The following is a 17,327-nucleotide window of genomic DNA, read 5'->3' on the forward strand; positions in this document are numbered from 1 at the left end:
CTCGCAGACTCGCACCGGCGAGCGGCGCAAGGAGTAAATATGGCAACCGTCTACCATGGGCGCCCCATCGAGCCCTATCGGCTCGGTGTGCTGATCGATCTTCCCGAGCACCCCGGCCTCAGTGACTGCTGGCCCGATGCGGTGCGGCTGGCGTGTGAGGAGGCCAAGGCTCGCGGACTGCTCGAACGCGATGTCGAGGTGGTGGTGCGCGAGGTTTACGCGCAGCCGTGGGCTTCCGCCCAGGGACTGATCAGGGCTTATCGCGAGCTCGTCGAGGAGACCGAGGTGCTTGGCGTCGTCGGCCCGTTCACCTCCGACAACTGCCTCGCCCTGCTGCCCGAGATCGAGCGCCTGAAGGTGCCCACCGCCACGATCTGTGGGTCCACCCGCTTCGCCGGTGACTACGCCTACGCATTCGCCAACGGAGGGTTGGCGGACGAGCCTGGCGTGATGGCTGCGTGGCTCGAGGCGAACGAGTACCGCAGGATCGCCGTGCTGCGCGAGCGCACCCAGATCGGTGAGGAGTACGCGGAGTTCTTCCGCTACGACCTGCAGACGCACAACTTGGTCGTCACGGCCGAGCCCCCGGTATACCCGGCGACCAGCGTCGAGGAGTTGGTCGAGGCCCTCACCATTTGCCGCGACTCCAAGCCCGACGCCCTGGTGTACCTCGGCCTTGGCGGGGTCAACCAATGGGTGCGGCCCGCTCTCGAACAGATGGGGTGGGATCCACCGCGCATCCAGACGACGGCGTTCGTCAGCGCGACGTACAGCGAAGAGCGCGCTCAGCGGCTGGAGGGCTGGGTCGGTGTGGACCAGTACGACGAACGCAACGAGGTCTTCGCCGCGGTGCGTGAGAGGTTCCTCAAGCGCTTCGGCTACGACTACGCAACCTCGGGATTGTCAACGGGATACGACATCGGCCATGCCTTCGCGCTCGCCCTGGGCAGGATGCGTTACGCCACGCCCACCGCGCTGCGCGACGCGATGGACACGCTGCGCCGCGTCCCGGCGTGTACCGGCGGACCCGGAACAATCATCACGCTCGGTCCATCCGACCACCGCGCCTACAAGGGCGCCGACTTCCTGATCTTGCGCCGCGCCCAGGGGGGCTCCACCACGTTCGAAGGTGTGGCCCCGGTCGTACCGTGGCAGCAACCGTCATGAGGATCGCCGTCACCGGCGCCAGCGGCGTCTTCGGGCGCGGCATCGCCGCCCGGTTGCGTTCCGAAGGACACACAGTCCTCGGGCTGGCCCGGCACCGTCCCCGAAACTGGTTCTCGGACAGCGATTTCATCGAGGGCGACATCCGCGACGCCGATCGCGTCCGGTGCGCGGTCAACGGCGTGGATGTCGTCGCACACTGCGCCTGGGTGGTCAATTCCAACCCCGATGAAAAACTCACCCGCGAGATCAACATCGGCGGCACGCAGAACGTCCTCGACGCGATGGATCAATCGGGTTCCCGCCGAATCGTTTTCGCGTCCTCCGTCCTGGCGTACGGGGCCCAGCCAGGTGGCAACGGGCACCTCACCGAAGAGGACCCCCTGACCCCCTCACCGGATCACTTCTATGCCTTCCACAAGGCCCATGTCGAAGCCATGCTCGCGCAATGCGGCAAGGAATGGGTCGCGATCCGCCCCGGCATTGTGGTGGGGCGCGACGTCGACAACATCATCATGAGGCTGCTCGGTTCGCCGGCGTTTCCCAACGTCGAGGGTTCCGCGGACCGGCCGATGCAAATCGTGCACACCGACGACGTGCACCGGCTTTTCGTTCGTGCGGTGCTCGGAGACGAAACTGGGGCGGTCAATCTGGCCGCCCCGGGCGAGCCCACCGTACGGGACATCACCACGAAACTCGGGCGCCGACTGTTTCCGGCCAAAAAACGGCTGATCGATACCGGCATGGGTGCGCTCTATCGTCGCGAACTCGTCGAGGCGTCCCCCGCGGAGTTCGAGCTGCTGCTGAACTTTCCGATCATGGACACCAGCAGACTGGTGGACGAATGGGGTTACACGCCTGCCTGGAACGCCGACGAGTGCCTGGACGACTTCGAACTCGCTGTGCGCGGCCGAATCGTGGTCGGCAAGAAGGTCTTCACGATTCCCTGGCGGATGCCTCTGGTGAAAGACATTCCCGCCGTCGATGAGGCACCGGCGGACGGCGTATTGCTGCAGCCCGCTGGGCCGGAAGGTCTCAACGGAGAGTTCGACAGTCCAATCGATCCCCGATTCCCGACATTCGTTGCCACCAACCTGTCGGAGGCGCTGCCGGGTCCGTTCTCTCCGGCCTCCGCGTCGACCACCGTACGTGGGCTACGCGCGGGCGGCGTGTCGATGGCCGAACGGCTTCGGCTGCCCGGAGTGATCGGACGCGAGTTCGCCACCAGGTCGATCGGCACCTTCGCGCACCGGGTCTATGGTGGCGTGACGTCGGTGTTTTACATGGCCACCTCGATGCCGGGTACCAACCCCGACAGTTTGACCGACCATTTCTTCGGTCGTGAACTCAGTGACATGCCGGTATTCGGCGCCGAGCGTCCCCCGCAAGAGACGCCCCGCATCGGCCGGCGCTTGTGGGATCTGCTTGGGGTCGGCCTGACAGGCATCGGGTTGCTCGTCGGATCGACATCCGAATCGGACGTGTACGTGCGCGACGTCGATCGCCTCGAAAGTCTGGTGCCCGAGGACCTGACCGCACTCGAGGACAATCGCCTGGAAAGCCTCATTCTGCTGGCCCGCGATTTCGTTGTGCACGGCTGGATGCTGTCATCCTGGGGCGCGCTGCTCTGCACGGCGACCGCGACCGCGGGCGCGCGCCTGGGTGGCGGCGAAGCGCCCACCGCGGGCCAGGGCGTAGCCAGTGGCCGGGCGCTCGCCAGCCTGCGGCGGCTGACCGACCTGGCACGCTCCAATCCTCAAGCTGTGGAGGCTCTTTCCGCCGAGAGCGACGTGCTCGCCACCATTGGGCAGCGGGCGCCGGAGCTGCACCGGGAGATCCTCGCGGAGTTGGCCAAGGTCGGCCATCGCGGGCCCGCCGAGTGCGAGTTGCGCTCACCTACCTACGCCGACGATCCCGAACAGTTCACCCGGATGATCGCGAAGACGCTTAAGCGGCAACAGGACAACTACTCTGCGCAACTGGCCAGGCCGGCGGCCACATCACTCGGCAAGCTTGTGACACGCCTAGCCGGACGGCAACTGCGCGACCGCGAAGTCCGCCGGGACAGAGTCGTTCGCGCGACCTGGATTCTGCGTCGCTTGCTGCGCGACTATGCGCGGCGGCTCGTCGAGGGCGGCACACTCGATCGGATCGACGACATCTTCTTCTTCCAAATCGACGAGCTGGAAGCACTGCCCGCGGACCCCCGAAAGGTAGTCGCCCGCCGGCGCGCCGAGATGTACCGGTTGGCTGAAGGCCAACCCCCGCAGGCATTCAGCGGATCGTGGACCCCGGCATCTGACGTCTCCCAACTGCAGCCGGGGCAGGTGCTTCATGGCCTGGGCGTGAGCGGTGGACGCGTCAAAGGGCGGGTACGCGTCGTCGATCAGCACACCGTCAACGACCTGGAACCGGATGAGGTGCTGGTCGCCGAGGTCACCGATGTCGGTTACACGCCGGCTTTCGCCTACGCCGGCGCGGTGGTCACCAACCTCGGCGGTCCGATGTCGCATGCGGCGATCGTGGCCCGCGAGTTCGGCGTCACCTGTGTCGTCGACGCCCGCAACGCAACCCGGCGGCTCCCGCACGGCGCCCTGGTGGAAGTAGACGGTTCGACGGGCGAAATCAAACTTCTCGAGACCGCAAACGATCAGATCCCGGCCGAGGTTGTCGGGCCCGAAGAGAAACGAGGATTGTTGTGACGGAAAACCTTGGTACCAGCGGCCGCTACGGATTCCCCTTGGTCGGCAACTTCATCGAACCGACCCCTGATGCGCATTGGAACGATGTCTTCGGCATCCCGATGAACATGCAATACTTCTACGGATCGGTTCGTTCCGCGGCGGGAGATTACTGGTGGCCGATCCGAGGCTTCTACGCCGACCGCGCACGTTTTCTGCACTTGCCGGAATCGAAGATCGGCGGCGACTTCACCTACGCCATGGACGAAACCAATTCCTACGGCGGTCCGGTCGAGCATCACAACTCCGGTGACCGCTGGGAGGTCGTCAATCCGGAGGGGCACGTGCTGATGGGCGTCACCACCGATCAGATGGCGTGGAACGACGGCGCCGAGTTGAAGATCATCGGTGAGCGGGTCGGCCCGGGTCTGCAGTTCTACTGCGCCGACGAAGACGACCCGCTTGTGTACACCTCACGCCTGTTCAAGGCGTCAGGGACGATCAAAGGCATTCCCGTGACGGGCCTCATCTTTCACGACAGCATGCATACCAAAGCCGACCGCCCATTCATGAAGGGTCCGGTCATCACGAAGCTGGAGACCGGATGGGTGGCGTTCGCCACGGAATTCGAAGACGGTGAAATACACGCCGGCCACCTGGTGCACGGCACCGAGAACTTCAACCTGATGATCATTCACCGCACCGACGGGCCGTCCCTGATAGCGCACGACATTGTCGTCGAAGCCGAGCTCGACGGGGAGCCGGCTTCGGAATCCGCCTACCCAGCCAAGCTCGCCTATACCGGCGGCGGCGAGACCTGGGTGTGGGAGGCGAATGAGGGCGGGCGTTGCCCCGTGCGTCACGACCTTCCTGCCGGGCACCGCTGGCGCCAGGGCTGGGCGCATCACGTAGACGAGAAGCGGCGGCCCAGGACCACCGAGGCGCTGATGGAAACCTACAACAGCCGGCTGATCGACACGGGCGCACTGCGGCAGACGGTCGCGTCATGAATGCGGGTCCCCCGCTGAGTTCGTGGCGGTGGCCGTCGCGGCGACGTGGCAACTTCGATTTCCGAAGCCTGGTCAGCACTTGCGAATTCGTCGCTCGTGACGCCTGGTGCGAGCGCGAGTTCTTCGGTTTACGGCCGATGGCCACCTACTGGTGGAGCTGTCTGAACGACGACGACGGCAACTTCTTGGCGCCGATGCGCAAGGTGAACACCGAACTCTCCGGCGGCCTGCAATTATCGTCGAACGTCGGCGAGGACAACCTCGAGATCGCGCCCCAAGCCTTCGAGGTATCCCAGCGCGGAGCGGGAGCCCGCTGGACATTGAGCGAGGACGAGACGTCGTTTCAGGTGGCCGCGCAGCCGACCCCGTCCACCCAACCGTTCGCAATCACCGTCTCCGACGACGAAATTCAGTGGGCGGAAGGCGATCTTCTCGACCTGCAGGGCCCCCAACTGGGTCTCGGCTACCAGTGGTACACCCCCAACATCGACGAGTGCGGTGGAAACCTTTACGTTTCAACACCATTCCGCGTCACTGGCCACGTGCGCGGCCGCCCGGTCCACGGCCTGGTGTCGATGGACAACTTCTACGGCCCGACGGGGCAGATTTACAACAACGGCCCGATCTTCAACGTGGTCGAGCTGGCATGGGTAACGTTCGCCAACTTCTACGGGGACGGCACTCACGAGTTCGGCGCCCTGTGCCTGGGTAAGGAACACTGGGGCTTTGCCGTAGTGGCGAACGAAACCGGCCCGATCGTCGAGACCACCGAACTCACCGCAGACGTGCGGTTGGACAACGACAAGTACGTTGACACCGCGCTTTACGCGGTCAGCGGCACCGAATGGCGGTTCACCGCGGCCAAACGAGGCCAGATGCGCTCACTGGCCGCCGCGCGCGGCGACGCGTATCACGGCCAGGCCGGTTCGGTGCGCCGGGTCGGGGACGACCGGGTGCCCGACACGTCGGTCGCATGGATCGAAACGTTCCCACTCAACGGGCTGGATCGACGCTATACCGGTGGGCGGCGGTAGTCCCCGGCGAGCCCGGTCCGCGTAATCCTTCGCAGAACTTCGGCCGCGGCGGCAATGTCCCTCATTTCGATGTGCGCGCCGCCGACCGCAAGAAGCCCTTCGACAACCGCTCGGAGGGCGACGGCCGTAGCGGTTTCCGGCTGCGGGCCGGGCGCCACCGACTGCCACAGAACATTGAATTGCGCTTCATACGAATCTAATTCGCTGAGCTCCGCATGCCGTGCGGTATCCTGCTGGATCACGCTGAGGTACTTGGCGACGTTCGGATGCTCCTGGCGCAGCGCGACCGCTTCCGCCAGCAGCGCCGACATCCGGTCGGCCAACGTGGCGTGATCGGCGATTGCTGCGGTGAATGCGCTCAGCACGTGTTCTTGAGCCGCGGCGGCCGCCGCGATATACAGCCCAGTCTTGTTGCCGAAGTGGTGGTACAGCGCCGGTGCCGTCGCGCCGGCCTCGGACAATATGGCACGGGTGCTCGCGCCGGCGTAGCCGTGCTTGCTGAAATGCGTGGCCGCGGAACGGAGCAATGCATCCCGAACCGACGCGGCCCCGGCAGGGGGCCTACCAGAACCGCGCCGTCGACCTTCCGATTTCCCAGTCACCGGGCGGTGAGTTTCTCCTCAACGATGCGCCCTGGGAAGAACTCGATCCAGGAGTACCCGACGGCCAGTTCGCGGTCATCGCCATCCCGTCGCGTGACCCCGCCTTGCGAAGTGTAATTGGCCCACCGCGCCTCACCGAAATGACGCATCTTCCCCGTCTCGCTGCCGGTGAACGTGTAGCCCTGCCCGTCGATGTCGAATTTCGCGGCGTTGATGAAGCCCTCGTCGTCCAGATCGTAGCTCGCCTTGACCCGGTCCGTCTTGGCTACCAGGCTGCCCGAGTCGAACGTCGCCGCACCGGACCACCCGCGTCGCCCCTTGACGATCACGCCGTACTCCACACTGCCGTCGGTGAACTTGTTACCGAAGACCTCCCAGGAGATCTCGAGGTCGCTGAAGTAGCGGTACTCCTTCCACTCCAGGCCGTGCGTCCAGTACCCGTGATCGAGACCGATGAATCCTTCGACGGGCTTACCGGCGATCGTCCCGGTGACCCAGTAGACCTGGGTCGTGTAGAACAGCGGTTCGTCGCGCGCGGGGGCGTAAAACTGGAACCCCGGACCTTGCAGCGGCCCGGACACATCGAGCAGCTGCCCTTCCGACCAATGAATGCCGCTATCGTCGATGGTCAGCTCGAGCGGCTCGGTGGCCACGCCGAATTTCTCGGACATGGTGTGCATGAGGTGGTTTCGCCAGACGCGTCGGGACGGTTCGATGGTGCGGATCGACTCGCCGCGCGACGACGTGAAGGTACCCGGGTGCAGGTTCAAGTCGCCGGTCGAATCGTTCATAAACCACAGGCCGCCGGTCATCGGGCCGATGAACTTCCGCTCCAGCGCCCACATCACGCCGTCGGCGTCGCGCAGGCCGCCGTAGAAGTACTGCACCTGCAGCGTCAGCCCGTGCCGATGGTGGTGCGGCTGCAGATCGGACAGCTTGGGGTCGTATGTGTCGACGACCGTCTGGAAATCGAAGTCACCGTAGGCCGGGATTGACATTGGCAAATGTTCCTCTCGTTAATGTAGCGATCGCTATATTAATGCAACACGCAACTCGTGTCCAGGATTGTCAGCGAGGAAGACCCAGACCACGTTCAGCGATCAGGTTGCGCATGATCTCCGAGCTGCCCCCGGCGATGGTGAAGGCACGGGCGTACAGAAACTCGTCCTGCCAACGACCGCCGTCGACGGCATTGACATCCCCTGCGACGAGAATTCCACTCTCTCCGGCTAATTCGACCGCGAAGGTAGCGATCGCGAGATTCAGCTCAGAAAACATCAGTTTGGCCATCGCCGCGTCGTGCATCCGCTGAGCGCCACGAGACCACCGGGTGACGTTGGCCATCGTCAGCGCGGACAGCGCCTCGGCCTGTGCGGTGAAGTCGCCGATTCGATCCCGCACCAAATCGCTGCTCAGCGAGGCTTGGCCGGTGGGGGTGACCGCCCGTCCCGCAAGGTCCCTGAGCGCCTCAAGGGCGAGCCGCAGTTTGACGACCATCGCGGCGACGCCGGTCCGCTCATGGGCCAGTGTGGCGTTGGCGATCGCCCAGCCCTGCCCCGGCGCACCGATCATGTCCTTGGCAGGAACCTCGACGTCGTCGAGGAACACCTCGTTGAAGTCTGAAGTCCCGGTGAGTTCCCGCAGCGGTCGCACGGCGACACCGGGCGCGGACATATCGAGGATAAATGCGCTGATGCCTTTGTGTTTAGCGGCCGCAGGGTCGGTGCGAGCCAGCAGGTAACCGAACCGCGCCCAGTGCCCATCGGTGGTCCACACCTTCTGGCCGGTCACCTTGTAGCGGTCGCCGTCCAAGGTTGCCTTCGTCCGCAGCGACGCCAAATCGCTACCCGCGCCAGGCTCGGAGAACAGTTGGCACCACGATTCTTGTCCCGCCCGGATTTTCGGCAAATGAGCGTGGCGCTGCTCGCCGGTTCCATAGTCGATGAGAGCCCGCGACGCCAGGTTGTTGCCGCTTGGGACGCCGGGCAGCCGGGCCCTGGCGAGTTCCTCGCTCACCACGACGGCGTGCTCGGCCGTCCAGCCGTCGCGTCCGCCGTATTCCTTCGGCCAATCGGCGCCCGCGTAGCCTGCTTCGAACAGACGGGTGGCCCAATCGATGAGGAGTCGGTGCTCGTCCTCGTTTTCGGCGCTCCGCACCCCCGCCCGGTACGGGATTGAAGGCCCGTACTCGAGGATGAAATTCCGCACTTCCGCCCTGAAGGCGCGCAGTTGCGGGCTCGAGTCGCGCTCATCATCGGCTTTGTTCATCGCCTGCTTTCCGTCTGCGCACCTTCACCCAAACATAGTTAACTTGGTGGGGTACGTCTTGCAGCTTCCCGCAACCAAGACGGCCTCGTCAAGCATCCAACCGAGCAGGCCGAGAGGCGCCCTCGATCCGCGTGGGCCTCGAATAGATAGCTAACTAGGTTAGAACGCACATGATAGTGTCCTGCCTATGACGTACAGCATCGCGAAGTTCGGTTTCAACCGCGACCACCGCGTGGTGTTGGGGTTGCCATGAACTTCGGGCTCAGCGACGAACAACAGCAACTCGACGACGCCGAACGCGCGTGGTTGACCCAACATGACCCCATCGCGCGTCTGCGTAATTCCCTTGACTCCGAGCCGATCACGATCGATCCGGCGGGTATCAGCCACCTGGCGGAGTCGGGCTTGTTGGCCTTGCTCACCCCCGACGTCGGGGGTGAGCACGCTGACTTGGCGGTGCTGGCTGAAGCCCATGGTTGGGCCGCGAGTTCACTGCCCGTCGCCGACCTTGCGACTGCGGCCTGGTTGCTCGATCTCGTCGATGCACCCCAGGCCGAACCGGCCGTCGCAGGCCAAGCCCTCTACGGACTGGCGCGCCTGCCCGGCGAGAGCGGGGGGATCACGACCGCGGTGCCGATGGCCCCCGACCTGACGGGCGTGGTGGTGGTCGCGGAGTCCGCGGATGCGGATATCTGCACGATCATCGACCAACCGGAATGGATACCGATGGCGACTTTGGACCTCTCCCGCACCTGGTCCAGAACCAGGGTCGGGCAACAAATCCGAGGCGGTATCGGGCTGCCCCGTGGCACCGTCGCATTGATCAGGGATGCCCTGGCTGTCCACCGGGCACTCGACGCATTGGGAGCAGCCGCCAGACTGTTGAACATGACCGTTTCCTACGCCAGCCAGCGCCAGCAGTTCGGCGTGGCGATTGGTTCATTCCAGGCCGTCAAGCACCACTGCGCAAATATGGCGGTGGGGGTCGAAGCAGGCCGGGCAGCGCTGTGGGCCGCCGCCCTCGCGCTGGACAACGCCGAGCCACCCGCCCGCCGGCATTCGGCCGCGGCGGGCGCAGCCTACACGAAGGCGGCAGCCGCCGATGTCGCCGGAACCGCGCTGCAGGTGCACGGCGGCATCGGGTTTACCTGGGAACACGATCTGCACCTACTCCTCCGTCGGGTCAAAGTCGATGAGGCGCTGGACGGTACGGTCGCCGAGCATCGGGCGGTGCTCGTCGATGCCTGAGTCGGGAAAGCGGCGACCGGTCAGATGGGGGCTCCCGTGGCCGGGCCGGGAGATGGCCGAGCGCGCAGAAGCGGCCGGGGCCGCCGCATTCTGCTCGGGGGAGTTCAGTGACCGCGACGCCTATGTGACCACGACAGAGATGGCGCTCAGCACGTCAACGGCCATGGTTGGACCCGGCATCGCGTATGCCTTCGCGCGCTCACCGTTCGTGCATGCCTCGGCGGTGCGTCAGCTGCATCGGCTGGCGCCCGGCCGCGTCTTCCTCGGGCTCGGCGCCGGCACCGGCCGAATGAATCGCGACTGGTTCGCCGTGGATTCGGATCGGCCGGCGCCGCGGATGGCTGAACTCATCGACGTCATCAAGGGTTATCTGCACGCGGAGAACGACGAGAAGATCCGTTACAGCGGTGAGTTCTACCGCGTCGACGCCGATATCCGCGCACCGGTGTTCGGCCGCCTTGACGTCCCCATCCTGATCGGGGCCTTCAACAAGATCATGGTTCGGGTGGCGGGCAGGTCGGCGGACGGCGTGCTGGGGCACGGCCTGTTCACCGACCGCTGGTGGGAAGAGGTGATCGATCCGGAACTGGCGCGGGGCGCCGCGTCGGCCGGGCGTGATACCTCCGCGTTACATCGCTGGGGCTGGCTGATCACCGCCATCGACGACGAGTACCCCGACCGGGCGATCCGCGAGGCCAAACTTCAGATCGCGTTCTACCTGACGGTGCGGACTTACGACTCCCTGGTTGCGCTGCACGGCTGGCAGGACCGAGTTGAGGCCATCCGCAAAGCATTTCGGTCGGGCCCGCCCGAGAGCATCGCCGATCATGTGACCGAGGAGATGGTGTGGGCAATCGCGGTCTGCGGAGACCGCGGTCAGGCCGCCGAGATGATCAAGGCGCGCAACCGGTTACCCGAGACGGTCTTCATCTCCCCGCCCAGCTTCCTGGTCGGGCGCCGCCGCAAGGCGGTCTACGACGCCTCGGCGATCGAATTCGCCGCGAATCTCGACTGATCCGGGCGGGCGCGCGCACCGGCGCTATGACTGCCCTGCGCGCCTGCCCGCGGCGCGGAGAAGGCGCCATTCCGGGATAGGCCACACGTCTTGGTCTTCGCCCGCCAGCCGCTCGCCGTCCAGGTCCCAATCCAACAGCGTGCACACGCAGACGTGGTTGCCGATCGAGAGCAGCAACCGACTCACCGCCGTGGCGCGGCCCCGGATCCGGTTGCCGTTCTCGGTCTCGGCGTCCAGGCTGACCACGCTGACCCAGCGTTCCACGGGATGTCGCTCGACGTGCCTGACACCGTTGACAATTCGTGAGATCCGGTTTCCTCGGCGTAGGTAACCGGAATACACGTGCTCGGCACCTTCGCCGACCGGCGCGGTATAGGTGAGCAGGCTCAACGCCGATCCGGCGGCCCACGTATAGCCGACGCGGCGGTATCCCCGCTCGGGCCGTGGGCCCCAGGATCGGTCGCGCATCGCGAAGCAATCGACGGCAATGGCGTCGCCGTCGAGTGTCACCGTCCCGCTAACCCGGCCGGTCTGGTCGAAATGGTGCGCCTTGGGATAGGGCGGTTCACCGGTTCGCAACGGCACGGGCGGTTCGGCGGCCTCAAATCGCAATCGCGCGTCCATCCGCGCCCGGTCGTCGTAGGCAATGTCGTAGACCATCAGCGGTTCGCGGACCTCGACGCGCATCCCCGTGGGGAACGTGATCAGCTCCGGTCCGGGGTCGGCCGGCAGCTTCAAATGCGCGAAGTACTCGTAGAACGGTGAATCGATCGGGTGGGCCGTAGCGGCATCCCACATCCACATGCCGCCGGCCGTGACGCCTGCGTTCTGGCGCACCGAGGCGTACATCCATCCACCAATTGTTCGCTCCGGCACCACGAACGAGTACCAAAACGTCTCGGTCTCGTAGTGGCCGTCCCCCGGGCGATGTAGCGCGTCGTCGTGAGGCCCGAACGCGTTCTCGATTGTCACCGCTGTTCCGGATTGACGTCGTCAGGCAGCGGATCGAACCGTCGCTCGGCCAGCACTCCCATCGCCGGGCGCATCAACTCATGCTGAAGATGAGCCCGGACCCACAGGTAGGCAACGATGTTGGTGTCGGAGAGAGATTCGGCGCCGATAGTGTCCGCGAGTTCGCGGCGGCCCTCGCCAACTGTCCTCGGCCGCCGGCGCCTCACCTTCTCCAACGCGTCGAGTTCGTGCCGCTCCACCAACTCCCGGTGGCGATCCGCTGCACTGAGGTATTTGACAATGCGGGCCAATCCTTTTGCGCGCAGCGCTACGAAGGGATCGTCGATGCCAGGGACGATGATGTCCCTGAGTTGCGCCAGGACGACGTCATAGAGCTGTTGGCGTTCGGTGGAAGCGCCGTCAAGCTCTACCCGGGTCAGCCCCTTGAGCCCATACTGTTCGGCAAGCGCCTCGGCGAACAGCGTGTTATGCAGCGCCTCGTAGATGAGCGCATTGCCGATCTCACCGTGCACCCCGCGTTCGACCGTGCGCCGGAAGCCCAGAATCACCACTTTGAATTCGGCGAAAAGCCGGTAGTACCGCACGCGACCGAGGTCGAGAGCAGTGCCGGAAAAGGTCTCGTACTCGGCCAGTCGATCGGCGAAACACGTGAACGGTTCCTGCACTGCCCGCAACGCCAGCCAGCCAAGGTCTTCCATCGGGTCACCGAAATGGGCTAGCTCCCAATCGAGTACGGCGGTGATGCGGCCGTCGGCGTAGAGAAAGTTGCCGGGACCGGTGTCCCCCTGAACGATGACCGGATCGATATCCGTGTCGGGAATGTTGGCTTTCAGCCAGGCAAGGCCGAATTCGATCGTCGGGTCCTTCGGCGGATCGCCGAACCGGTAGAGCGCCTCCCACCGGGCGATGTCCGCCTCGACACAAGCCCGTAGTGGCCGGCGGGGCTCATCCAGCCGCACCCGCGCGGGATCGACGCGGTGCAGGGCTGCCAGTATGCCCATGAACTCCCGCGCGATCGCCAGCCGCGCGCGCTCATCTTTGAGCCGGGAGAACCACGTCTCGCCCTCGACGCGACCGCAGAGCACGGCCTGAAGCAACGGATGAGACGCGACGAATCGGGGCACCGGTACCTCCGTGTCCTGCAGTGCCGCGTAGAAACGCGCCTCGCGGTCGAGCGTGAACGGATCGCCGGTCTTAGCGGGATCTGATGAGTCGAAGCGCAGGAAGAGCGGCTCGAGGGGACCGTCATCGCGTTCGACGTCGACGAGCCAGGCTTGGCGCCTGCCGCCCCCGGGGCGACGCCGGGCGTGAACGTGGGCGGCCCCGGTGACCTCCTGCAGCCAGGAGGTGATCGCGGGCGGAAGACCCTGTGCCGGTTCAGTGGTCACTGTCATGCGTCAGGCCACTCCGACGTCGACATTGACGGCGTCGATCCGGCCGTGCGAGTCCCCGGCGAAGAACCGCCGCACGTCCGTGTCGGCCGTGCACAAGAACAGCGTCTTCCCGTCGAGACCGCCCAGCTCGACGCCCGTCGCCCAACGGTCACCGGTGGTGATCACGTCGGTGATCTCGCCGCCCTCCAATACCCGGACGAACTGCCCCTCCAGATAGCAGCCAACCCACACGGCGCCGTCCGCGTCGACCGCGATCCCGTCCGGATGCGTGCGGGGCAGCTCCGCCCACGTCCGGCGATTCGTGAGCCGGCCGTCCCCGTCGATGTCGAAGGCCGTGATTCGTTCGGCGAACGTCTCATTGACCAACAACCTGCCATCGTTGGTGACGACGGCACCGTTCGGAAACGCAAGCTCGTCAGCGTCGCGGATAACCTGCCCGTCCGGCGTAACTGAGACGATCCCCCCACCTGCCGGCGCACCCTCCATGTCAGCGGTCACCTCGCCGATCGCACCGACGTAGGCGGTACCGTCCGGTGACACGACCATATCGTCGCAGTGACCGGCCGCGGCGTCCCCAAGTTCCGCGTACACCTCAGCCTCGCCATTGCGGACGGCGAACACGCGAGCCGAGGACATGCCGACGACCAGCGGTGTGCCATCGGGAAGAAACCCGACGCCACCGGGCATTTCGTCGAACCGCGCGACCGTCCGAACGGTTCCCCCAGGGTCGGCGGTGCACAACCGCTTGGCGACCATGTCCGAAAACCAGAGCTGTCCGGCGCGCCAGCGCGGCGCCTCCGGGAACGACAAGTCCCCGATGAAAGACTTCTCGGGTAGCTCCACTGGTTCCTTCCAAAAGTATTGATTCACAACGTTTTCAGCGAGGAATCGATCAGGGGTTCCATCGAAGCGGGAGCCGGTCGAGGCTGTACACCCCGCCGCTGTGTTCGACCACCGCTGCCTCGTCGGCGACCTCGTAATCAGGGATGAGCCGATGCCACTCGTCGAGCACGACGGCCATCTCCTGGCGGGCCAAGTGAGAGCCGAGGCACCGATGCGGCCCAGCGCCGAAGCCGATGTGCCGCGGCCTGGGCGCGTCGAAATCCACGGTGCCGCCACGTGGATGCTCCTTCGGGTCGCGGTTGGCCATGCCCAACGGGAAAGCGACCATATCGCCTTGCTTGATCGGGCAACCGTGAAAATCAGTGTCGCGGGTGGCGATTCGCGCCGTCTGGACGATCGGGTACGCGCGGACGAGTTCCTCGACCACCAGCGGAATGATCGTTGGGTCGGTCACGATCTTGTGCCGGTCCGCGGGATGAGTTGCCAGGTGGTAGAACGCGTACGACAACTGCCCGGCCACCGTGTCCAAGCCGGCCATGAACAGCAGCAGCATGCATGACAACAGGTCCTCGTCGGTCGGCGATGCCCCGTCGATCTTCCAGTCGATCGCATGGCTGACGATGTCGTCGCTTCGGGTGCTCGGATCGTCACGTTTCTGCGTAATCAAGTCCCCGAAGTAAGCCATCACCTCCATCATGGCACCCACGGTGATCGATCGATCCGGATCGCTCTCCGGGGTAGCGTGCAGAATCTTTGCCTCCCACACCATGAAATCGTCGAGCCGGTCGATCGGCAGTCCCATGATCTGCAGGAAGATCGTCGTCGGGAACACCGCGGCAAAGTCTGCATAGAAGTCGCATTCCCCTTGGGCGCGAAACTTTTCGATGAGTTTGACTGCAAACGCGCGCTGCTCGGACTCCAGACTGTTGATCCGCCCCGGGGAGAAATAGAGCCCGAGCACATGGCGCCACTTGCTGTGGTCCGGCGGATCCAGCATGATCGGGATCCACTTGTACGGTGGTTCCGGCTCTATCGGAACCATCACCGCATTCGAGAACAACTCAGGATGCTGCAGTCCCTCGAGGATTGCATCGTGATCTGTGAAGACCCAGTAACCCGAAGCTTCGTCGGCACGCAAGAAGGGCCGGTTCTCGGCCTGTAACCGATCCAATCGTCTGAAGTTGGAGCAGGCGGGGTCACCGCCCCGCACAAACTGGTAGGCCGGGCAGGCTTCCGTTGGACTACTCACCAGTGAACTCCCGCCATTGCGCCATGCACTGTCGCTACAATGCCAACACATCTCGCGGAAAATAGTCAAGCAGGCTTCGCTAATTTACCGCTGCCTACATCACCGAGGCGGCACATCGTCCTTCGCGTGGAAGGCTTCGGCGAGTAACTTTGCGAGCTGGTCGAACTTACGTTGACCCAACACGGCAACGAGGTCAGCGTTTATGGTCTTCCCAATCGAGCAGGCCTCATCAAGCATTTCGAGTCCCTTGCGGGTATAGAAGACCTTCTTGGCTCGGCCGTCCGCTGGGTCCGCACGGCGTTCAACGAATCCGAGTTGCTCGAGCTCGGTGACCAGTTGCCCGATTGCCGTCTTCGAGACACCCTCGGCCCGAGCGATATCCACGATCCTGCTGCCGTCGAGGCGCAGGTGCACGAAGACCCGATTATGCACGCGCCGCAGCGTGCTGTAGCCGCGCGCATGAGCTCGTTGGCTGCTCGTTGCGGCCATCCACTCACCGAAGTCGATGGCGTGGCGCTGCAACGACTCCGTGACGAACTCTTCGATAGCGCGGTAATCCACCTCGGAGTCCCGGCGCGACCGCGGGCTGCCGCCTTCCGCTCTCCCTCGCATTACTGCAGACTAGCGCCTCACGCGCTTGGCAGTTGACATCACGGCGAAAATTAGTAAAGCTTACTTCACTATATCCGCAGGCTGGCAGGTGGCATGAGATCGTTTATGGCAGGCGCCGAATTGGTTCCCCCATCCACGCTGAAGCCGGCCGGGGTGTGGTTCTTCAATTGGGTGATCCCCATCGTGGGCAGCCTGTTCATCGTGCTGGTGATCGCTGGCGTAATCTGTCGCCGCCGGTTCACCTGGGGCTTCTTGTTCCTGTTCAACAGCATGGCGATCTACTGGATGGAAACCGTGGGCGACTGGGGACAGATGCTGTTCTACAGCCCGACCTTCGCCCGACACCATCTGCTGGAGTGGCTGCCGCTGAAGACACCCAACGATCCGCTGTTCATGCCATTCGCCTATGCCGTCTACTGGGGTGTACACGCCATCTTGGTGCTGTGGCTGAGTCAGTTGGTGGCCTCGCGCACCGGCTGGAGCATGCTCAAATCTCTTCTTATACTGGCTATTCCGGTCAACTATGTCTGGGACTTCGTCGTGGAAGGCACCGCCACAGCGATGGGCTGGTGGACCTACGACCCCGGCATGGGCCCCGTCCTCCAGTGGCCCAACGGCGGGCGCATCACCCTAGTGTGGACCATCGGTCTGATGTGCGTGTGGCCCAACCTCATCGCCTACTGGGCCGGCAAACCACCCATCCGTGGCCTCAACCATCTGGAGCGGTTCTGCGGCCTGCAGCACTTCACCGTTCCCAAAACCACCCCGCCGACGCCGGCTGTCGACACCGCGGGCGCAGGCATTGCCGTAGAGGTGGCCACGCGACCAGTGGTCAAAACCAAACAGCAGGAGTTCGACGACTACCTCAACTACGACGTCACCATCGCCCGTTGGAAATTCGAGTTGCTACGGCTGGGCGCCTGGTTCGTCTGCTTCCAGGTCAGCTTTTGTGTCCTCGCCGTGCCGTTGGTGCTGTTCCGGGCGTTGAGCGGCGTTGACAGTCCTTACGTTCCGTGATTTGAAAGGGCCAGCATCGTGCCTAGACGACCACGTCGCCGCGTCAACATGAAAGACCTTCCCCCCGAGTTCTTTCTGCCGCCTGCGACCGATACCGGCCTGCGGCGAGAAACCGTCGGACTGCTGCTCGGCAGCCTTGCCTTTGTCACCATCCTCGCGATCATCGTCGCGCTCACCCAAGGAATCGTGCTCAAGGTGTAAGCGGGAAAATCGGAGAC

At 64.6% G+C, this 17,327-nt stretch carries 16 protein-coding genes; 8 read left to right on the forward strand and 8 right to left on the reverse strand.

What is annotated here, in order from left to right; genetic code table 11:
- The first annotated feature begins 39 nt into the window (after positions 1–39).
- From EPN51_RS23665 to EPN51_RS23680, 4 genes are read left to right on the forward strand one after another with little or no spacing between them, the layout of a single operon-like run.
- Positions 40–1,167 carry an ABC transporter substrate-binding protein gene (locus EPN51_RS23665; RefSeq protein WP_293047520.1) on the forward strand — a complete coding sequence of 376 codons (1,128 nt, stop codon included), beginning with the start codon at positions 40–42 and terminating at the stop codon, positions 1,165–1,167.
- Positions 1,164–3,866 carry an NAD-dependent epimerase/dehydratase family protein gene (locus tag EPN51_RS23670; protein ID WP_293047522.1) on the forward strand — a complete coding sequence of 901 codons (2,703 nt, stop codon included), beginning with the start codon at positions 1,164–1,166 and terminating at the stop codon, positions 3,864–3,866. Before EPN51_RS23665 ends, EPN51_RS23670 begins: the two co-directional genes overlap by 4 nt.
- Positions 3,863–4,855, forward strand: coding sequence for a hypothetical protein (locus EPN51_RS23675; RefSeq protein WP_293047524.1), 993 nt, complete (start codon positions 3,863–3,865; stop codon positions 4,853–4,855). Before EPN51_RS23670 ends, EPN51_RS23675 begins: the two co-directional genes overlap by 4 nt.
- Positions 4,852–5,889 (forward strand): hypothetical protein, encoded by a 1,038-nt coding sequence (locus tag EPN51_RS23680; protein WP_293047526.1) that lies wholly within the window; start codon positions 4,852–4,854, stop codon positions 5,887–5,889. The genes EPN51_RS23675 and EPN51_RS23680 overlap by 4 nt, the downstream gene beginning before the upstream one ends.
- Here the strand turns inward: EPN51_RS23680 and EPN51_RS23685 are convergent.
- The 3 genes from EPN51_RS23685 to EPN51_RS23695 form a co-directional block, all read right to left on the reverse strand.
- Positions 5,868–6,416, reverse strand: a complete 549-nt coding sequence (locus EPN51_RS23685) for a TetR/AcrR family transcriptional regulator (protein WP_293047528.1) — start codon at positions 6,414–6,416, stop codon at positions 5,868–5,870. The genes EPN51_RS23680 and EPN51_RS23685 overlap by 22 nt on opposite strands.
- A gap of 71 nt (positions 6,417–6,487) precedes the next feature.
- Positions 6,488–7,489 carry a hypothetical protein gene (locus EPN51_RS23690; protein ID WP_293047530.1) on the reverse strand — a complete coding sequence of 334 codons (1,002 nt, stop codon included), beginning with the start codon at positions 7,487–7,489 and terminating at the stop codon, positions 6,488–6,490.
- A gap of 70 nt (positions 7,490–7,559) precedes the next feature.
- On the reverse strand, positions 7,560–8,759 hold the full coding sequence (locus tag EPN51_RS23695; protein ID WP_293047531.1) for an acyl-CoA dehydrogenase family protein: 1,200 nt from the start codon (positions 8,757–8,759) through the stop codon (positions 7,560–7,562).
- Positions 8,760–9,008: 249 nt separating this feature from the next.
- On the opposite strand from EPN51_RS23695, the gene EPN51_RS23700 reads away from it, so the two are divergent.
- Positions 9,009–10,007 carry an acyl-CoA dehydrogenase gene (locus tag EPN51_RS23700; RefSeq protein ID WP_293047533.1) on the forward strand — a complete coding sequence of 333 codons (999 nt, stop codon included), beginning with the start codon at positions 9,009–9,011 and terminating at the stop codon, positions 10,005–10,007.
- Positions 10,000–11,022: an LLM class flavin-dependent oxidoreductase gene (locus EPN51_RS23705; RefSeq protein ID WP_293047535.1), complete on the forward strand. Its 1,023-nt coding sequence runs from the start codon at positions 10,000–10,002 to the stop codon at positions 11,020–11,022. The genes EPN51_RS23700 and EPN51_RS23705 overlap by 8 nt, the downstream gene beginning before the upstream one ends.
- A gap of 24 nt (positions 11,023–11,046) precedes the next feature.
- On the opposite strand, the gene EPN51_RS23710 is transcribed toward EPN51_RS23705, so the two are convergent.
- The 5 genes from EPN51_RS23710 to EPN51_RS23730 form a co-directional block, all read right to left on the reverse strand.
- Positions 11,047–11,994: a hypothetical protein gene (locus EPN51_RS23710; protein WP_293047537.1), complete on the reverse strand. Its 948-nt coding sequence runs from the start codon at positions 11,992–11,994 to the stop codon at positions 11,047–11,049.
- The gene (locus EPN51_RS23715; protein WP_293047539.1) at positions 11,991–13,388 is read right to left on the reverse strand and encodes a phosphotransferase family protein; all 1,398 of its coding nucleotides are present in this window, start codon (positions 13,386–13,388) and stop codon (positions 11,991–11,993) included. The genes EPN51_RS23710 and EPN51_RS23715 overlap by 4 nt, the downstream gene beginning before the upstream one ends.
- Positions 13,389–13,391: 3 nt before the next feature.
- Positions 13,392–14,231: an SMP-30/gluconolactonase/LRE family protein gene (locus EPN51_RS23720; RefSeq protein ID WP_293047541.1), complete on the reverse strand. Its 840-nt coding sequence runs from the start codon at positions 14,229–14,231 to the stop codon at positions 13,392–13,394.
- 49 nt (positions 14,232–14,280) lie between these two features.
- Positions 14,281–15,480 carry a cytochrome P450 gene (locus EPN51_RS23725; protein WP_293047543.1) on the reverse strand — a complete coding sequence of 400 codons (1,200 nt, stop codon included), beginning with the start codon at positions 15,478–15,480 and terminating at the stop codon, positions 14,281–14,283.
- A 99-nt stretch (positions 15,481–15,579) separates the two neighbouring features.
- A complete protein-coding gene (locus EPN51_RS23730) occupies positions 15,580–16,041 on the reverse strand; it encodes a MarR family winged helix-turn-helix transcriptional regulator (RefSeq protein WP_293047545.1) in 462 nt (153 codons plus the stop codon).
- 156 nt (positions 16,042–16,197) lie between these two features.
- Between EPN51_RS23730 and EPN51_RS23735 the strand changes: the two genes are divergently transcribed.
- Together EPN51_RS23735 and EPN51_RS23740 are read left to right on the forward strand one after the other, a co-directional pair.
- Positions 16,198–17,109, forward strand: a complete 912-nt coding sequence (locus EPN51_RS23735) for a spirocyclase AveC family protein (protein WP_293047547.1) — start codon at positions 16,198–16,200, stop codon at positions 17,107–17,109.
- Positions 17,110–17,127: 18 nt separating this feature from the next.
- Positions 17,128–17,310 (forward strand): hypothetical protein, encoded by a 183-nt coding sequence (locus tag EPN51_RS23740; RefSeq protein ID WP_293047549.1) that lies wholly within the window; start codon positions 17,128–17,130, stop codon positions 17,308–17,310.
- Positions 17,311–17,327: the final 17 nt, after the last annotated feature.

Source organism: Mycobacterium sp., assembly GCF_004298145.1.
GTDB lineage: Bacteria > Actinomycetota > Actinomycetes > Mycobacteriales > Mycobacteriaceae > Mycobacterium.

Bases quoted from the DNA above. Each gene is read 5' to 3' on its own strand.
- EPN51_RS23700 (WP_293047533.1), top strand. From the start codon at position 9,009: ATGAACTTCGGGCTCAGCGACGAACAACAGCAACTCGACGACGCCGAA.
- EPN51_RS23670 (WP_293047522.1), top strand. From the start codon at position 1,164: ATGAGGATCGCCGTCACCGGCGCCAGCGGCGTCTTCGGGCGCGGCATC.
- EPN51_RS23690 (WP_293047530.1), bottom strand. From the start codon at position 7,489: ATGTCAATCCCGGCCTACGGTGACTTCGATTTCCAGACGGTCGTCGAC.
- EPN51_RS23680 (WP_293047526.1), top strand. From the start codon at position 4,852: ATGAATGCGGGTCCCCCGCTGAGTTCGTGGCGGTGGCCGTCGCGGCGA.
- EPN51_RS23715 (WP_293047539.1), bottom strand. From the start codon at position 13,388: ATGACAGTGACCACTGAACCGGCACAGGGTCTTCCGCCCGCGATCACC.
- EPN51_RS23665 (WP_293047520.1), top strand. From the start codon at position 40: ATGGCAACCGTCTACCATGGGCGCCCCATCGAGCCCTATCGGCTCGGT.
- EPN51_RS23705 (WP_293047535.1), top strand. From the start codon at position 10,000: ATGCCTGAGTCGGGAAAGCGGCGACCGGTCAGATGGGGGCTCCCGTGG.
- EPN51_RS23695 (WP_293047531.1), bottom strand. From the start codon at position 8,759: ATGAACAAAGCCGATGATGAGCGCGACTCGAGCCCGCAACTGCGCGCC.
- EPN51_RS23735 (WP_293047547.1), top strand. From the start codon at position 16,198: ATGGCAGGCGCCGAATTGGTTCCCCCATCCACGCTGAAGCCGGCCGGG.